Below are 14,214 nucleotides of genomic sequence, written 5' to 3'. Positions count from 1 at the left end.
TCCAGGCTCTCGCTGCGGAGAGGAGTGTACGGGATCGCAAGCGGTTTGCTTGAGCCGTGTGCGGGGAAACTCGCAAGCACGGTTCTGAGGGGGCGGGGCAGCGGCGACGCTGCCCCGCTACCCGACCGGGAGCTCGGAGCTGCGGTTCGCAAGGGCGAAACCGGCTCGACTGTGGTGTTCGCAAGCCGCTTCACCAAGTCGGAGACCGACGGCAATGGCAACGAGGTCGACCGGGAAATACCTTTCCTGAAGGCGTATTGCGTGTTCAATGTGGACCAGATCGACGGTCTGCCGGACCATCACTACCATCGTCCGGAACCGGCTCTCGATCCGGTCGAGCGGATAAAGAATGCCGATCGCTTCTTCCGCAATACCGGCGCCGTTATCCGACATGGCGGGTCGCAAGCCTACTATTCGCCGGTGACCGACCATATCCAGATGCCGCCGTTCCAGGCCTTCCGCGATGCGGCTTCCTACGCGGCAACGCTGAGTCATGAGGCAACGCACTGGACCGCGAACCCGCGGCGCGTGGGCCGCGATCTCAGCCGTTATGCCAAGGACAAGAGCGAGCGCGCCCGCGAGGAACTCATTGCAGAGCTCGGTAGCTGCTTCCTATGCGCCGACCTTGGAATCGTACCGGAGCTCGAGCCACGGCCCGATCACGCGTCGTACCTTGCCTCATGGCTCGCCGTGCTTTCCGAAGACAGGCGGGCGATTTTTCAGGCGGCCGCTCATGCGCAGAGGGCAGTCACCTTCCTGCACGATCTGCAGCCTGATGCAGCTGAGGAGAAAGTCGCGGCCTAGAAATCAGCGTCGGTCGTTGTCACCGCCAACGGCCGACACCTCTCTTGGCTCTCTCTGCTTGAGCGCGCCCTGATCTGGTGTCAGGTCCAGCTTGCCCCAGATCGAGGTTTTGCGGTCGGTCGGTTTGAGCTTTCGGGATTGCTTGATTTCGACGGTAAACGGCTTTGTCTGCTGACGCATGTATCCTCCAGGCGACGAATCGCGAGCACACGATACCGGGTTGATTGCTGGAGGCAACTCCGACTCTGGCCGGTCCGTCACCACCGAATTGCGGCTCTGGCATTGCGACAGAGAAACGGTGCGGCCACAGCAATGTTCCGCCGGGTGAGGCGGTGGCAGGTTGCGTTGCTATCAGCGTGTTCCTCTTGACCCGTCCACGTCCTTTGCGGGCTCGATGAGGCATGTCTGATCGGGGAGCGGTTTCGCCTCGATCGTCTTCCCGCAACGGCCATCGAAACTTTCTTCCCCTGCCGGCTACGCCGCCATTCCTCGCGCGGCAACAAAGTTTCTTCCGGCCGTCCTGCATTCCATTCCGGCCTTATCAGGTGCGGTCCGATCGTCCCCGATCCTTGCGACAGTCATCGAGGCCGCGAAGGGCGCGGCTCGAAACCAACGAAAGGAACACGAAAATGGCAACGATCGGCACCTTCACCTCCACCGAAAACGGCTTCACCGGCTCGATCCGCACGCTGGCCCTCAACGTCAAGGCCCGCATCGCCCGCATCGAGAACCCCTCCGACAAGGGCCCGCACTTCCGCATCTATGCCGGCAATGTCGAGCTCGGGGCTGCCTGGCAGAAGACCTCCGAACAGGGCCGCGACTACCTCTCGGTCAAGCTGGACGATCCGAGCTTCCCCGCTCCGATCTACGCAACGCTCTCCGAAGTCGAAGGCGAAGACGGCCTCCAGCTCATCTGGTCCCGCCCCAACCGCGACTGAGGTCCTCGAGGCTCCGCCCACCGGGCGGGGCCTCCTCCCGACAACAGGGCGGCCTCCTTCGTGCCGCGGCTTTTTCCCGTCCGTCCTTCCATATTGGATGAAAATGGATGGAAAAATGGATCTCGCTATGTCATACCCCATTTGGATGGAAACGGATGGGATAATGGATGACGGCGCTCGATCTCTCCAAATTGCGTATCACGCCTGAGATCCTTTCGTTGATCGCCGAGATTGACGAATTCAAAGGCGCCTGGCGAGCGCTTGGTCGCATCGCACCCGATCGGCTGTCCAGCTTGCGGCGGGTTGCGACGATCGAAAGCATCGGATCGTCGACACGTATCGAGGGCGCGAAATTAAGCGACCGCGAGGTCGAAAGGCTGCTCTCGAACCTCCGTATCGGCTCGTTCTCCAGCCGAGACGAACAGGAGGTTGCCGGCTATGCCGAGGTGATGGAGACGATCTTCTCTGCCTTCGACGCAATCCCGCTTAACGAAAACCACATCCGCCAACTGCATCGGGATCTGCTCGCGCACTCGGTCAAAGATGAACGACATAGGGGAAACTGGAAAACCCTTGCCAACAACGTCGAAGCCTTCGACGAGGATGGACGAAGCCTGGGCGTCGTCTTCGCGACAGCCTCCCCTTTCGATACGCCGGGCCGAATGTCGGAACTGGTGGCCTGGCAACAAGCTCAGGAGAAGGATGGCACGTTTCACCCTCTGCTCGTCGTCGCTGTCTTCGTCGTCGTCTTTCTGGAAATCCATCCTTTCCAGGATGGCAATGGCCGACTGTCGCGCGCTCTGACCACTTTGCTGCTTCTTCGGGCGGGTTATTCCTATGTGCCGTACAGCTCACTGGAAAGTGTTATCGAGCAGAACAAGGAAGCCTATTATCTCGCGCTTCGCCGAACGCAGGGCACGATACGAACGGACCAACAGGACTGGAATCCGTGGGTCGAGTTTTTCCTGCGGAGTCTGCAACGCCAGAAGCAGCGTCTCGAGCGCAAGATCGAGCGTGAGCGCATTCTCCTCGGCGACCTGCCGGAGTTGTCCGTCGCGATCCTCGAACTGGCGCGTGAACGCGGGCGCGTCACGGTGATGGATGTGGCCAAAGCGACAGGCGCGAGCCGCAACACCGTCAAGGATCATCTTCGGGCGCTGACCGAGCAGGGACATCTGACCCTCCACGGAGCCGGTCGTGGGACCTGGTACGGCTTAAGCTGACGCCGGAGCGAAGCGTCCGCCGATCAGCCGAAATCGGTGCTATGGTCCAATTGTGCGCAGCCGCCATTGCCACGTGCCTTTGCCTGATATAGCGGGGCTCCATTCGCGGGCTCGATGAGGCATGTCTGAGCGGAGACCGGCTTCGCCTCGATCGTCCTCCCGCAACGGCCATCCGAAACTTTCTCCCCCTGCGAACGCAACCCCACTCGACAGGCCGAGCGGGGACCCCGGCGTGCCGCATTCCTCGCGCAGCAACAAAGTTCCTCCCGGCCGCCCTCCATTTCATTGCGGCCCGGCAAGCCACCCCATGGCGCGATGCGCAATGGGGACCCCGGGGGTGCGGTCCGATCGTCCCCGGTCCTTTCGACAGCCATCGAGGCCGCGAAGGGCGCGCCCGAAACCAACGAAAGGAACACCACAATGGCAACGATCGGCACCTTCACCTCCGCCGAAACCGGCTTCAACGGCTCGATCCGCACGCTGGCTCTCAACGTCAAGGCTCGCATCGCCCGCGTCGAGAACCCCTCCGACAAGGGCCCGCACTTCCGCATCTATGCCGGCAATGTCGAGCTCGGTGCTGCCTGGCAGAAGACCTCCGAACAGGGCCGCGACTACCTCTCGGTCAAGCTGGACGATCCGAGCTTCCCCGCTCCGATCTACGCAACGCTCTCCGAAGTCGAGGGCGAAGACGGCCTCCAGCTCATCTGGTCCCGCCCCAACCGCGACTGAGGTCCTCGAGGCTCCGCCCGCCGGACGGGGCCTCCTCCCGACAACAGGAGAGGCCGGCACCAGGCGTTGAGCCTGGCTCCGGCTTTATCGGTGCCATACGGAAACCGAGGATAGCCGCTCAGATCGACCGAGGGTGCCGGGCCGGCCTGACGGCGTCAAGGACATCGCGGCTCCCCCAATTTTGCCTCCACTCCGTTTCCCTGCGCTCCGACAAAATCGGCTCCCCCACTCGCCGCCGCTGGCGGTCGCCTGCGCGATCCCTGACCCCGCCACCCCGTCCCGCCCCGCGAGCTCGTCTTTCACGAACTCAAGGAGATGAGACCATGACGATCGAACAGCACATCGAAGAACTGCGTGCCGAACTGAGGAACGCATCGGACGCGGCCGAGCGGCGTCAAATCGAGGCGGAGCTCCAACTCGCCGAGGCCGATCTGGCCGTCATGCTTGCCGAACAGCAGGGCGCCGTCGAAGCCGAGCCGCCATTCTGAGCGGCTCGTTCCCCCTGTTATTTGAGCCGGTCAGCCGGCTCGACCGGCCTCCCGGCTGTCAGGGATTTCACCCCTCAACGCTCCCCCGGCTCCCGCCGGATACGGTCGCGTCCCCTAGGGGTCCGCGGGTCTCTTCTCTCTATGACCTCCCATCCTACTCGGGCGCTTTACTATCAACTTGCTGGACGATCTCGAATTCGAATTCGACACGCACGAATATCGCATCAACGGCGGCGATTGGGCCATCGCTTTGACGGCGGACGATACCGGCGTTGAAATCGACTACCCGGAGCTGATCGCGCTCACTGACGACGAAATCGGCTCACTTGCCCTGATTATCACGGCGATCACGCGGGAAACCGGCATCCCGGTAAATGCGTCCCATATCAGCTACGACGGTCGCGCAGGATCATAATCAATCTTGCGGTGCAGTTTCATCCGAGGGGCGGCGAGAGCCGCCTCTCAATAGGGATGTCGAGGAGGCATCGCGATCGTAGCGATGGCGACCAGTTGAGCCTCTCCCTTTCGATCCTGCTGTCATCTCTCACCGGGGATGTTGCAGCCCGTTCGTCACGACGCAACCTGCCGCCGCCAGAATTTTCCCCACAGCACTGCTGCTCCTCGCGGATCAAAATTCAGTCGCCGGCAAGTCCTCCGCATTCGTTTCGGCCCTAGGCGCAACCCCATTGCGCTCACGCAACGGGGACCCCGGGGTGCGTCCCTCCTTTCCGGTCTGCCGACTATCCCCGCGATGACCGCAATTCGAAAGGAGAAACAACATGCAACAGCTCGCTCAATTCCTCGCCGCCACCGGCCGTCGGCTCCGTACTCTCTGCAAGGTGATCAGCCACTTCTTCCGCAAGGGTAAGCTCGGCATGAAGCTCGTGATCAAGATCCCCTTCTTCGTCGAGATCGAAGTGTCCCTTGAGACCGACTGGGACCGGCGTCGATGAAACGCCCTCTTGGCCCGCTTCGGCGGGCCTTTCCCAACTTGCCACAGAGGCGCGCGGCCGGTAACCGCGTTTGCGCTTTTGTCGAAGCAGATCGAGAAACAGTTCGACAGCTTCCTCTTCCCGCCCGAAATTATGGACCCTCATTTGACCCTTCGCGCCAATGCGGCCCCACTTCCTGAGCAGGCAAACATCGCCAAAGAGGTTCGGTTCGATCGACATGGCGTAGTAGCGTGCCATGTTCTTTGCCACGTCCGTGCGTTCGACATAGAGATGGTAGGGTTGCGCGATCATGAGACCAGAATCGTCGATCGCGGGAATCGCGTCCAACGACACTTTTGAATCGGTCGGGGTGGATCGATTCACATCGGTGATGAAATCGGAAATGTCATGACAGGCTTGGGCGAGACGCCTTCGGCGCACGGCTCTATTCGCGGTGCTCACGGAGCCCGCACACGGTCTCCGCCCCATGGGTGACGATCCTCTCGCTGCTCTCAGCCGCACCATCCGTGTCGAGCGCCGTCCCAGCGCCGGGCGAGGCCCTCGTTGACGAGAGTGTCTCCGAGCGAGCGGCCTGCCCGCGTCACGGTACGGAGCTTGCGGCCATACTTGTCTTCGTCGCGCAATCCGGCCGAAAGCGAGAACTTGCCGGCATTGAGCAGCGCCAGCAGGCGTGCTTTCGCGACCTCGCCCTTGACCCTTTCCGCCTCGCAGCGTGGCGGGCTGAGTTCCGGCGTGTCGATATCCGCGATGCGGATTTTCTCGCCGTCGAACCAGAACGTATCGCCGTCGACGATGCAGCTCACATGGCGATCTGCACCGCAGAATGAAAATGCCGCCGAGGATGAATCCGCTGTCGGTGTCCTGGCCGCAGCCACAAGCCCAGAAAGACTATCAGCGCCCTCGAACGCAAGCCAGCCTCCCGCAGCAATGATCATGGCGCAGAGGATCGCGATCAGGGGTTTGCGCGGGCGGCTCGGTCCCGATCGGGGTGACTTCCCCTGCCAGCGATGTCGATCGTTCCTGCTGCCGGACTTCCGCGGCTTTCTGAGCGGAACCACATTCGATTTCGTCACCTCGGTCCTATCCTGTTTGCCCCAACCTATCTCGACTTCGGTTTCATCCGCGTTTACGAGCAAGCGTGCTATCAGACGGTGTGCGGTAGCGAGGCACAGTCGATCCCGCCTCCCCTTCGGGCCACTTTGTTGAGGTTCCTGCGGCTGCGCTGTTTCCCGCTCCTCGCACGACGAGAATTCCCGAAATCCCGCCCTTTCGTGCGGCGCTCACGCTGATTTCTTCGATACTCTTCATTTTTCTGGATCGACCTTGCTCGCTGCGCTGCGCGTCGGCTCGATCAGAGGGGCTTCGGCTGTGCTTCCAAGCTTGTGAAACCTGTTCGTGCCAACACAAGCTTTCATGTCGTCGCGTCGAAACCAGATTGCGCGGCCGCATCGAAGCGGCGCGTTCCCCGCCGTGAAGACGATCTGTTCGTCAGCGCGCATGCGAAGAACTTCGTGCGGCTGGATCAACGGTCGTGCGGCCAACTGCTTCGACCGCGTCCGCGACGATCCTTTCATCTGCGAGCTTCGGCTGACCTGGTCGATCTCGACCGTCGACATGCCGCAGCGACGCGAGATGTAGTCGGCGGTTTCCGTATCGTTGATCGCAGCGAAACTGATCCAGCTCGCGCTCTCGAACCACTTGCTCGCGGCATCGCGGCCGCCGTAGGTTTCCCGCATCTGGCCGATCGACTGGTAGATCATGAGAAGCGTGATGCCATACTTCCGGCCGGCGTCGCGCGCGGTCTCCAGGATCCGCATGTAGCCAAGGCGGGCAACCTCATCGAGGAGGAACAGTGCTCTGCCCTTCATCAAACCATCGCGGTTATAATTTGCATTGAGGAACGAGCCGATGATGACGCGTGCGAGGCCCGCATGCGTCTCCAGGGTTTTGAGATCAATGTTGATGAAGACGTCGGTGTTTCCCTCGGCAAGATCCCCCGTTGAAAACGTCTTGCCCGAAACCAACGCGGCGTAGTTCGGATAGGACAGCCAGTGGGTTTCCTTGATCGCATTGGCATAGACGCCGGAGAAGGTTTCAGGTGTCATGTTCACGAAAGCCGCGACATTTTCCTTCACGAAATCCGAGTCCGAATTGTCGTAGATCTCCTGCAGGCGTTGACGCAATTGCGGTTCCGGTTCGGAGAGATTGGCGCGCACCTGGCGAAGCGTCTGGCTCTCCTTCTCCGTATGACCGGACAGGCAAACGTCCGCGATCATCGCGGTGAGCAATTGCAGTGCCGAGGCGCGGAAGAAGTCGTCGCGGACGCCACGTGTCCCGCCGCTGTCACTCATGATCCAGGACGCAACGGATGCGATATCCTCCTCCTTGGTGCCGCCGAATAGCCCGACCCAGTCCAGCGCGTTGAAGCCGGTCTCCGGCTTTTTGGGATCGAGGACGAAGACGTCGCGGTCCGCGCCGGTACGATGGGCAGTGACCATCGGCGCCACCTCGTTCGACGGATCGAGAACGATCAGCGAGCCGCCCCATTTCAAAGCGGTCGGGATTGTCACCGACGTCGTCTTGAAACCGCCGGAACCGGCGAACACGATACCATGCGACGAACCGAACGAGCCGTCGAAGCAGAGCAACAGTGACGTGCCGCCGGCGCCCCATGTTTCGGGATTGTCGGCCCGAAACGAGCGCTCCGCGACGCTGTCCCTATCGACGCGGTATTGTTCGCCGATCACGATACCGCCGGCGTCCGAAAACAGCTTCTCGGCATCGGCAAGCTTCATCCAATCCGCCTCGCCGTGCAGCGCTCGCTTGCCACGAACACGCCTTGGCTCGGCACTGGCGAACGCGGCGTTACCGACGAGCGCAACGCGTAGCGCAAAGCAGGTTGACATTGCCGCGGCCCCTGCTCCGATCAACGTGGCGGGATCGACATAGGCGATAATGGACTTGCCCATTGGCACCTGGTCCGTGAGTGCCGACAACCGGATCGTTTCGCGAAGCGCGGCAATCAGGATCGTCGCCACACTGCCGGCGACGACGCCCCACCCTGCGGTCTTGACCCTGATCGCGCCGGCGCTCGCGAACAGGAAGACGATGCCGATGAGCGCCGCGGTCAGATAGGGCACAGCGATGCCGGTTCGGCCGAGCGCTTGTCGTGCCGCCTCCGTCTTCCCGAAGGCAGACAGCCAGTGCTCGACCCCCGTGATGGCGACGGCGGCCAGGATCATCAATGCGACGGGCGCGATGAAGAGCATGATCCTATTCATCGCTTTTCCCGAAGGCCTCCGCGCCGATCGCCAGCAGCCGCGATCTTTCCGTGTCGTCGCTTTTCAGGCGCCGGCTCACATCGATGAGGGCGCCCAGCAAAAGCGCCCGCTTCTCGTAGCGAAGACCCGCTTTGACGATCAGGCCGCCGAGCTCGATCTTTTCCCGCGTGTCCTTTTTGCGGGCGTCGGCTGTGGTCGTGCGCGCCATCCGCTCAAGCCTCAGCAGTCCCGCTCGCAGACGCACCAGTCGCGTTCTGCGCGGACGATGCGCTGCTTTCGCCTGTGCCCGCCCCCCTCTTCCCTCCGCCTGTGCGAACCTCGCCTCCGCGAAACCGTTTCGCCAGGTCCTCGAAGGCAGCCTGCAGCTCCGGCTCGTCGACTTCGATCTCGCCGAGCCCGGCTTTGAGCGCGACCCGGCCGATGCGCTCGGCCTCACGGGTTTCTGCTGCCTTGAGCTGTTCCTGGAGTTTGGCGATTTCGTCGCGGATCTTGGAGGATGGTTTCTTCATTCCGTTTGTCTCCCTTGAGTGAGAAAGCTTGTCTTTCGAACCCAGTTTCAGGGAGGCGAGTGCGGAACGCACTACTGTGAATCCTACAATCGCCAAAGCGCAAGCTTTGGTGAATGATCCCGGCCGTTCCGAAGGAGCGGATCCGAAGGGCGCAATTATACGTCGCTGGCGCGACGTGTTGCTGAGAGAGCCTGGCGGGGCCGCCGCTCCCGACGAACGCATTGATTTCGTTCGCAACCGGGAGAGAACTCCGCCGTGGCCGTCCCTCACTTCTCCGTCACCGTCGTCGCTCGTGGTTCCGGCCGCAGCGCCGTCCTGTCGGCGGCCTACCGGCACTGCGCTAAGATGGAGTTCGAGCGGGAAGCCCGGACGATTGACTACACGCGAAAGCAGGCGCTCCTGCATGAGGAGTTCGTGATCCCTGCCGACGCGCCGGAATGGCTTCGTTCGATGATCGCCGACCGGTCGGTGTCCGGGGCGTCCGAGGCCTTCTGGAACAAGGTCGAAGATTTCGAGAAGCGCTCTGACGCCCAGCTTGCCAAGGATGTGACGATCGCCTTGCCGATCGAACTGACGGCCGAGCAGAATATCGCGCTCGTGCGGGATTTCGTCGATCGGCACATTACATCGAAGGGTATGGTGGCCGACTGGGTCTATCACGACGCCCCCGGCAATCCGCATGTCCATCTCATGACCACCTTGCGGCCGCTGACTGCGGACGGTTTCGGCGCCAAGAAGGTCGCGGTGACAGGACCGGACGGCAATCCGATCCGCAACGACGCCGGCAAAATCGTCTATCAGCTCTGGGCCGGAGGCATCGAGGATTTCAATGCTTTTCGCGACGGATGGTTTGCCTGCCAGAACCGGCATCTGGCGCTGGCCGGTCTCGACCTTCGCGTCGATGGACGGTCCTTCGAAAAGCAGGGGATCGATCTCCAACCGACCATCCACCTTGGTGTCGGCACCAAAGCGATCGAACGGAAATCCGATGAGGCCTCGAAGCCGGTCGAGCTCGAGCGCATCGAGCTGCAGGACGCGCGGAGAGCCGAGAACGCGAAACGGATCGACCGCAATCCGAAACTCGTTATCGACCTGATCACCCGTGAGAAGAGTGTCTTCGACGAGCGTGATGTCGCCAAGATCTTGCATCGTTACATCGACGATCCCGCCCTGTTCCAAAGCCTCATGGTCCGGATTATCCTGCATCCCGACACGTTCCGCCTTGAGCGCGAGCGGATCGACCTTGCCACCGGCTCCAGATTGCCCGCCAAGTACACGACACGCGAAATGATCCGGCTCGAAGCGGAGATGGCCAATCGCGCGATCTGGCTGTCGCAGCGTTCGTCGCATGGCGTGCGGGACGCGGTGCTCGCCGCGACATTCGAGCGCCATGAGCTTCTTTCGGATGAGCAGAAAATTGCAATCGAGCACGTGGCAGGAGCCGAGCGGATCGCCGCCGTGATCGGCCGCGCCGGCGCCGGCAAGACGACGATGATGAAGGCGGCGCGCGAGGCCTGGGAAGCGGCTGGTTATCAGGTCGTAGGTGCAGCACTTGCAGGCAAGGCGGCCGAAGGACTGGAGAAGGAAGCCGGGATCGTCTCTCGCACGTTGGCGTCCTGGGAACTGCGCTGGAATGAGGGTCGCAACCAGCTCGATAGCAAGACGGTCTTCGTCCTGGACGAGGCCGGCATGGTGTCGTCGCGGCAGATGGCGCTGTTCGTCGAAGCCGTGACGAAGGCCGGCGCTAAGCTCGTTCTCATCGGCGATCCGGAACAGCTCCAACCGATCGAAGCCGGCGCTGCATTTCGTGCGATTGCCGATCGCATCGGCTACGCCGAACTCGAAACCATATATCGGCAGCGTAAGCAATGGATGCGCGATGCGTCGCTCGACCTGGCGCGCGGCAACGTTGGCAAGGCAGTCGACGCCTACCGTGCCAATGGCAAGGTGATCGGCTGGGATCTGAAGGCCGAGGTCGTCGACAACCTGATCGCCGCCTGGGACCGCGACTACGATCCGGCAAAGACGTCGCTGATCCTCGCCCATTTGCGCCGGGACGTTCACATGCTCAACCAGATGGCCCGCATCAGGCTGGTCGAACGCGGGGTTCTCGATGAAGGGACCATGTTCGAGACGGCGGATGGCGATCGCAACTTTGCCGTCGGCGACCAGATCGTATTCCTCAAGAACGAGGGGTCGCTTGGCGTCAAGAACGGCATGCTGGCCAAGGTCGTCGAGACCGGACCGGGTCGCATCATCGCACAGATCGGCGATGGCGAGCATGCGCGCCAGGTGCTGGTCGAACAACGCTTCTACAACAACCTCGACTATGGCTATGCCACGACAATCCACAAGAGCCAGGGCGCGACCGTCGACCGGGTGAAGGTCCTCGCGTCGCTGTCGCTCGATCGGCATCTGACCTATGTCGCCATGACGCGCCATCGTGAGGACCTTGCCGTCTATTACGGGCGTAGATCTTTCGCGAAGAACGGTGGGTTGATCCCGATCCTGTCGCGACGAAATGCGAAGGAAACGACTCTCGACTACGAGAAAAGCGCCTTCTATCGCCAGGCGCTTCGTTTTGCTGAAGCGCGCGGGCTCAATCTCGTCAACGTGGCCCGCACGCTCCTGCGTGACCGGCTGGAATGGACAGTCAGGCAAAAACAAAAGTTCGTCGATCTTGGTGCGCGCCTTGCCGCCGTCGCCGGCAGGCTCGGGCTCGTCCTTGGCACCCCGCAATCCCCAAATCGAACCAGCACCAAGGAGGCCAAGCCGATGGTTACAGGTATCACCACCTTTGCCAAATCGATCGATCAGGCGATCGAGGACAAGCTCGCAGCCGATCCCGGCTTGAAGAAGCAGTGGGAGGAGGTCTCGACCCGTTTCCACCTCGTCTACGCGCAGCCAGAAAGCGCGTTCAAGGCGATCAATGCCGACGCAATGCTGAAGGACGAGAGTGTTGCGAAATCCACACTGGCGACGATCGGATCGAACCCTGAGCACTTCGGTGCGCTGAAGGGCAAGACCGGTATGTTCGCAAGTCGCGCCGACAGGCAGGAGCGAGAGAAGGCTGAGACCAACGCGCCTGCGCTGGCCCGCAACTTAGAGCGCTATCTGCGCCAGCGCGCGGAAGCGGAACACAAGTATGAGTTGGAGGAACGTGCGGTCCGTCTGAAGGTGTCCATCGATATTCCGGCGCTCTCGGCTAACGCGAAACAAACACTCGAAAGGGTTCGCGATGCGATCGACCGGAACGATCTGCCGGCCGGTCTCGAATATGCGCTCGCCGACAAGATGGTGAAGGCGGAACTGGAGGGATTTGCGAGAGCCGTGTCGGAGCGTTTCGGCGAGCGCACCTTCCTGCCTCTTGCTGCAAAAGACACGAGCGGACAGACATTTAACACCGTCACCGCGGGGATGACGCCCGGCCAGAAGGCTGAAGTGCAATCCGCATGGAATTTAATGCGCACCGCGCAGCAGGTGGCCGCGCATGAGCGCACGACCGAGGCGTTGAAACAGGCAGAAGCCCTGCGCCAGACGAAGAGCCAGGGGCTCTCCCTGAAATGACGGCGCAAGTCTCTGCACGTCGGATGGGAGGTGCGCAACGATCGAATGCTGTCGCTCTCTTGTTGGTGGCGGCATTCATCGTTGGGGGCAGCGTTGCTGCGGCCATCATCGGCGGCTACCGCATCAACCTGACTCCGAGCGAACCCCTCGGCCTCTGGCGTATCGTCGCGCTCGATCGTTCGGCATCGGCGGGCGACCTCGTCTTCATTTGCCCTCCGCAAATGCCTGTCATGCGCGAGGCGCGAGAGCGTGGCTATCTCCGATCGGGAACCTGCCCGAGCGCGGTCGCGCCGCTCATCAAGACGGTCATCGCCGTCGCCGGGCAACAAGTCGAAATCGGCGCTGGCGTAACGATCGACGGGCGCCGGGTCGCATTTTCCGCTCTGGCTGAGCGGGACGGCAAGGGTCGGCCGATGAAGCCTTATCGCGGCGGCATCGTGCCGGAGGAGAGTGTCTTTCTCCACTCACCGTTCCGGGGCTCCTATGACTCCCGCTATTTCGGCCCCCTGCCCGCATCCGGCATTCTCGGCCTGGCACAACAGGTGCTCACCTATGCGCCGTGAGCAGCTCCAGCCAACCGCATTGATTGCTGTTTCAATCGTCGCCGGGACGGTGGGATGGAGTGGCCATGTCCTTCTCCTTCCGCTCGCGTTCGCGTTTCCGGTTCTCTGGGCGCTTGCGCGAACGAGAGCGATGTCCGCGTTTGTCTCGACCGGCTATTTCCTGGCCGCATCCCGGGGATTGCCGCAGGGCGTTGCCAACTTCTATTCCTCGGACCTCTGGCCTGGATTATTGCTCTTGCTCTGTGCGTCCGCCGGCTTCGTCATCGTGCACACCGTCCTCTGGACGAAGAGGAAGGGTGCTCGTCCGTGTCGCTATCTTCTGGCAGCGGGTCTGATGGCCATTCCGCCATTCGGCATCACCGGCTGGGCGCATCCGATCACCGCCGCTGGCGTACTGTTTCCAGGGTGGGGATGGTGGGGGCTGGTTGCCGCGACAGCCGGCCTAATAGGCCTCGTAACCCGCATGTGGCCAGCTGTCGCGATTGTCCTGGCAGGCTTTTGGATCTGCTCCGCCGCAACCTGGGACGACCCGAACCTACCGGAATCCTGGCAAGGGGTCGATCTCGAAATGGGAGCATCGCTGGGCCGCGACGCCAGCATTGAGCGCCACCGTGATTTGATTGTCACGGTGAAGGATCGGGCATCCGGCGGCGCCCGCACCATTGTTCTTCCCGAGAGCGCGCTGGGTTTCTGGACACCAACCGTCGAGCGGCTCTGGGTGCGAGCACTACAGGGAACTGACACCACCGTCATCGCCGGTGCTGCGGACGTCGATGCAGGCGGATACGATAATGTGCTCATCGCCATCTCGGGCGCCGGCGCCCAAATCGTCTACCGCGAGCGGATGCCGGTCCCAGGTTCGATGTGGCAGCCGTGGCGCTCCGTGCTAGGGGCAAGCGGCGGGGCGCGGGCGCACTTCTTCGAAAACCCGGTCGCAGCCGTTGCCGACAGCCGGATCGCGCCGCTGATCTGCTACGAGCAGCTCATCGTCTGGCCCGTTCTCCAATCCATGCTCCACGATCCGGACGTCATCGTCGCCGTCGGCAACGGCTGGTGGACCAAAGGGACATCCATCGTCGCCATCCAGCGCGTCAGCGTTGAAGCCTGGGCGCGCCTGTTCGCCAAATCCCTCGTCCTTTCCTTCAACACCTGAATGCCA

13 protein-coding genes and 2 pseudogenes are annotated in these 14,214 nt (G+C 62.1%); 9 read left to right on the top strand and 6 right to left on the bottom strand.

Going from position 1 to position 14,214, the window contains the following annotated elements:
• The first annotated feature begins 24 nt into the window (after positions 1 to 24).
• Entirely contained in the window at positions 25 to 804 is a 780-nt protein-coding gene (locus DEM27_RS30375) for an ArdC family protein (protein WP_109461992.1), read from the top strand.
• Positions 805 to 807: 3 nt separating this feature from the next.
• Here DEM27_RS30375 and DEM27_RS34240 read toward each other — a convergent pair whose 3' ends face one another.
• Positions 808 to 984 (bottom strand): hypothetical protein, encoded by a 177-nt coding sequence (locus DEM27_RS34240; RefSeq protein WP_165823691.1) that lies wholly within the window; start codon positions 982 to 984, stop codon positions 808 to 810.
• A 449-nt stretch (positions 985 to 1,433) separates the two neighbouring features.
• On the opposite strand from DEM27_RS34240, the gene DEM27_RS30370 reads away from it, so the two are divergent.
• The 5 genes and pseudogenes from DEM27_RS30370 to DEM27_RS30350 all read left to right on the top strand — a co-directional run.
• Positions 1,434 to 1,742 (top strand): DUF736 domain-containing protein, encoded by a 309-nt coding sequence (locus DEM27_RS30370; RefSeq protein ID WP_109461991.1) that lies wholly within the window; start codon positions 1,434 to 1,436, stop codon positions 1,740 to 1,742.
• Positions 1,743 to 1,909: 167 nt separating this feature from the next.
• Complete coding sequence (locus DEM27_RS30365) at positions 1,910 to 2,965, top strand: Fic family protein (protein WP_109461990.1); 1,056 nt, start codon at positions 1,910 to 1,912, stop codon at positions 2,963 to 2,965.
• Positions 2,966 to 3,385: 420 nt separating this feature from the next.
• Positions 3,386 to 3,694, top strand: a complete 309-nt coding sequence (locus tag DEM27_RS30355; protein WP_109461989.1) for a DUF736 domain-containing protein — start codon at positions 3,386 to 3,388, stop codon at positions 3,692 to 3,694.
• Positions 3,695 to 4,017: 323 nt separating this feature from the next.
• Complete coding sequence (locus tag DEM27_RS34235) at positions 4,018 to 4,182, top strand: hypothetical protein (RefSeq protein WP_165823690.1); 165 nt, start codon at positions 4,018 to 4,020, stop codon at positions 4,180 to 4,182.
• 154 nt (positions 4,183 to 4,336) lie between these two features.
• Positions 4,337 to 4,597: pseudogene (locus DEM27_RS30350) on the top strand (hypothetical protein); the annotation flags it as partial.
• 580 nt (positions 4,598 to 5,177) lie between these two features.
• Here the strand turns inward: DEM27_RS30350 and DEM27_RS35130 are convergent.
• The 5 genes and pseudogenes from DEM27_RS35130 to traC form a co-directional block, all read right to left on the bottom strand.
• Positions 5,178 to 5,426 (bottom strand): annotated as a pseudogene (locus tag DEM27_RS35130) (WGR domain-containing protein); the annotation flags it as partial.
• A gap of 200 nt (positions 5,427 to 5,626) precedes the next feature.
• Positions 5,627 to 6,070, bottom strand: a complete 444-nt coding sequence (locus DEM27_RS30340; protein ID WP_205908983.1) for a thermonuclease family protein — start codon at positions 6,068 to 6,070, stop codon at positions 5,627 to 5,629.
• A gap of 369 nt (positions 6,071 to 6,439) precedes the next feature.
• Entirely contained in the window at positions 6,440 to 8,416 is a 1,977-nt protein-coding gene (gene traG / locus DEM27_RS30335; protein ID WP_109461987.1) for a Ti-type conjugative transfer system protein TraG, read from the bottom strand.
• Positions 8,409 to 8,624 carry a type IV conjugative transfer system coupling protein TraD gene (gene traD / locus DEM27_RS30330; RefSeq protein ID WP_165823689.1) on the bottom strand — a complete coding sequence of 72 codons (216 nt, stop codon included), beginning with the start codon at positions 8,622 to 8,624 and terminating at the stop codon, positions 8,409 to 8,411. Before traD ends, traG begins: the two co-directional genes overlap by 8 nt.
• Before the next feature lie 4 nt (positions 8,625 to 8,628).
• Entirely contained in the window at positions 8,629 to 8,925 is a 297-nt protein-coding gene (gene traC, locus DEM27_RS30325; protein WP_109461986.1) for a conjugal transfer protein TraC, read from the bottom strand.
• 255 nt (positions 8,926 to 9,180) lie between these two features.
• Between traC and traA the strand changes: the two genes are divergently transcribed.
• From traA to DEM27_RS30310, 3 genes are read left to right on the top strand one after another with little or no spacing between them, the layout of a single operon-like run.
• The gene (traA, locus tag DEM27_RS30320; protein WP_109461985.1) at positions 9,181 to 12,492 is read left to right on the top strand and encodes a Ti-type conjugative transfer relaxase TraA; all 3,312 of its coding nucleotides are present in this window, start codon (positions 9,181 to 9,183) and stop codon (positions 12,490 to 12,492) included.
• On the top strand, positions 12,489 to 13,055 hold the full coding sequence (traF, locus tag DEM27_RS30315) for a conjugative transfer signal peptidase TraF (RefSeq protein ID WP_245446229.1): 567 nt from the start codon (positions 12,489 to 12,491) through the stop codon (positions 13,053 to 13,055). The genes traA and traF overlap by 4 nt, the downstream gene beginning before the upstream one ends.
• The gene (locus DEM27_RS30310; RefSeq protein WP_109461983.1) at positions 13,045 to 14,208 is read left to right on the top strand and encodes a conjugal transfer protein TraB; all 1,164 of its coding nucleotides are present in this window, start codon (positions 13,045 to 13,047) and stop codon (positions 14,206 to 14,208) included. Before traF ends, DEM27_RS30310 begins: the two co-directional genes overlap by 11 nt.
• Positions 14,209 to 14,214 lie beyond the last annotated feature (6 nt).

The organism is Rhizobium album (genome assembly GCF_003122325.1).
In the GTDB taxonomy this organism is placed as follows: domain Bacteria; phylum Pseudomonadota; class Alphaproteobacteria; order Rhizobiales; family Rhizobiaceae; genus Metarhizobium; species Metarhizobium album.
The sequence above is the reverse complement of the archived record's forward strand: the minus strand, read 5'-3'. Positions and strand labels throughout refer to the sequence as shown.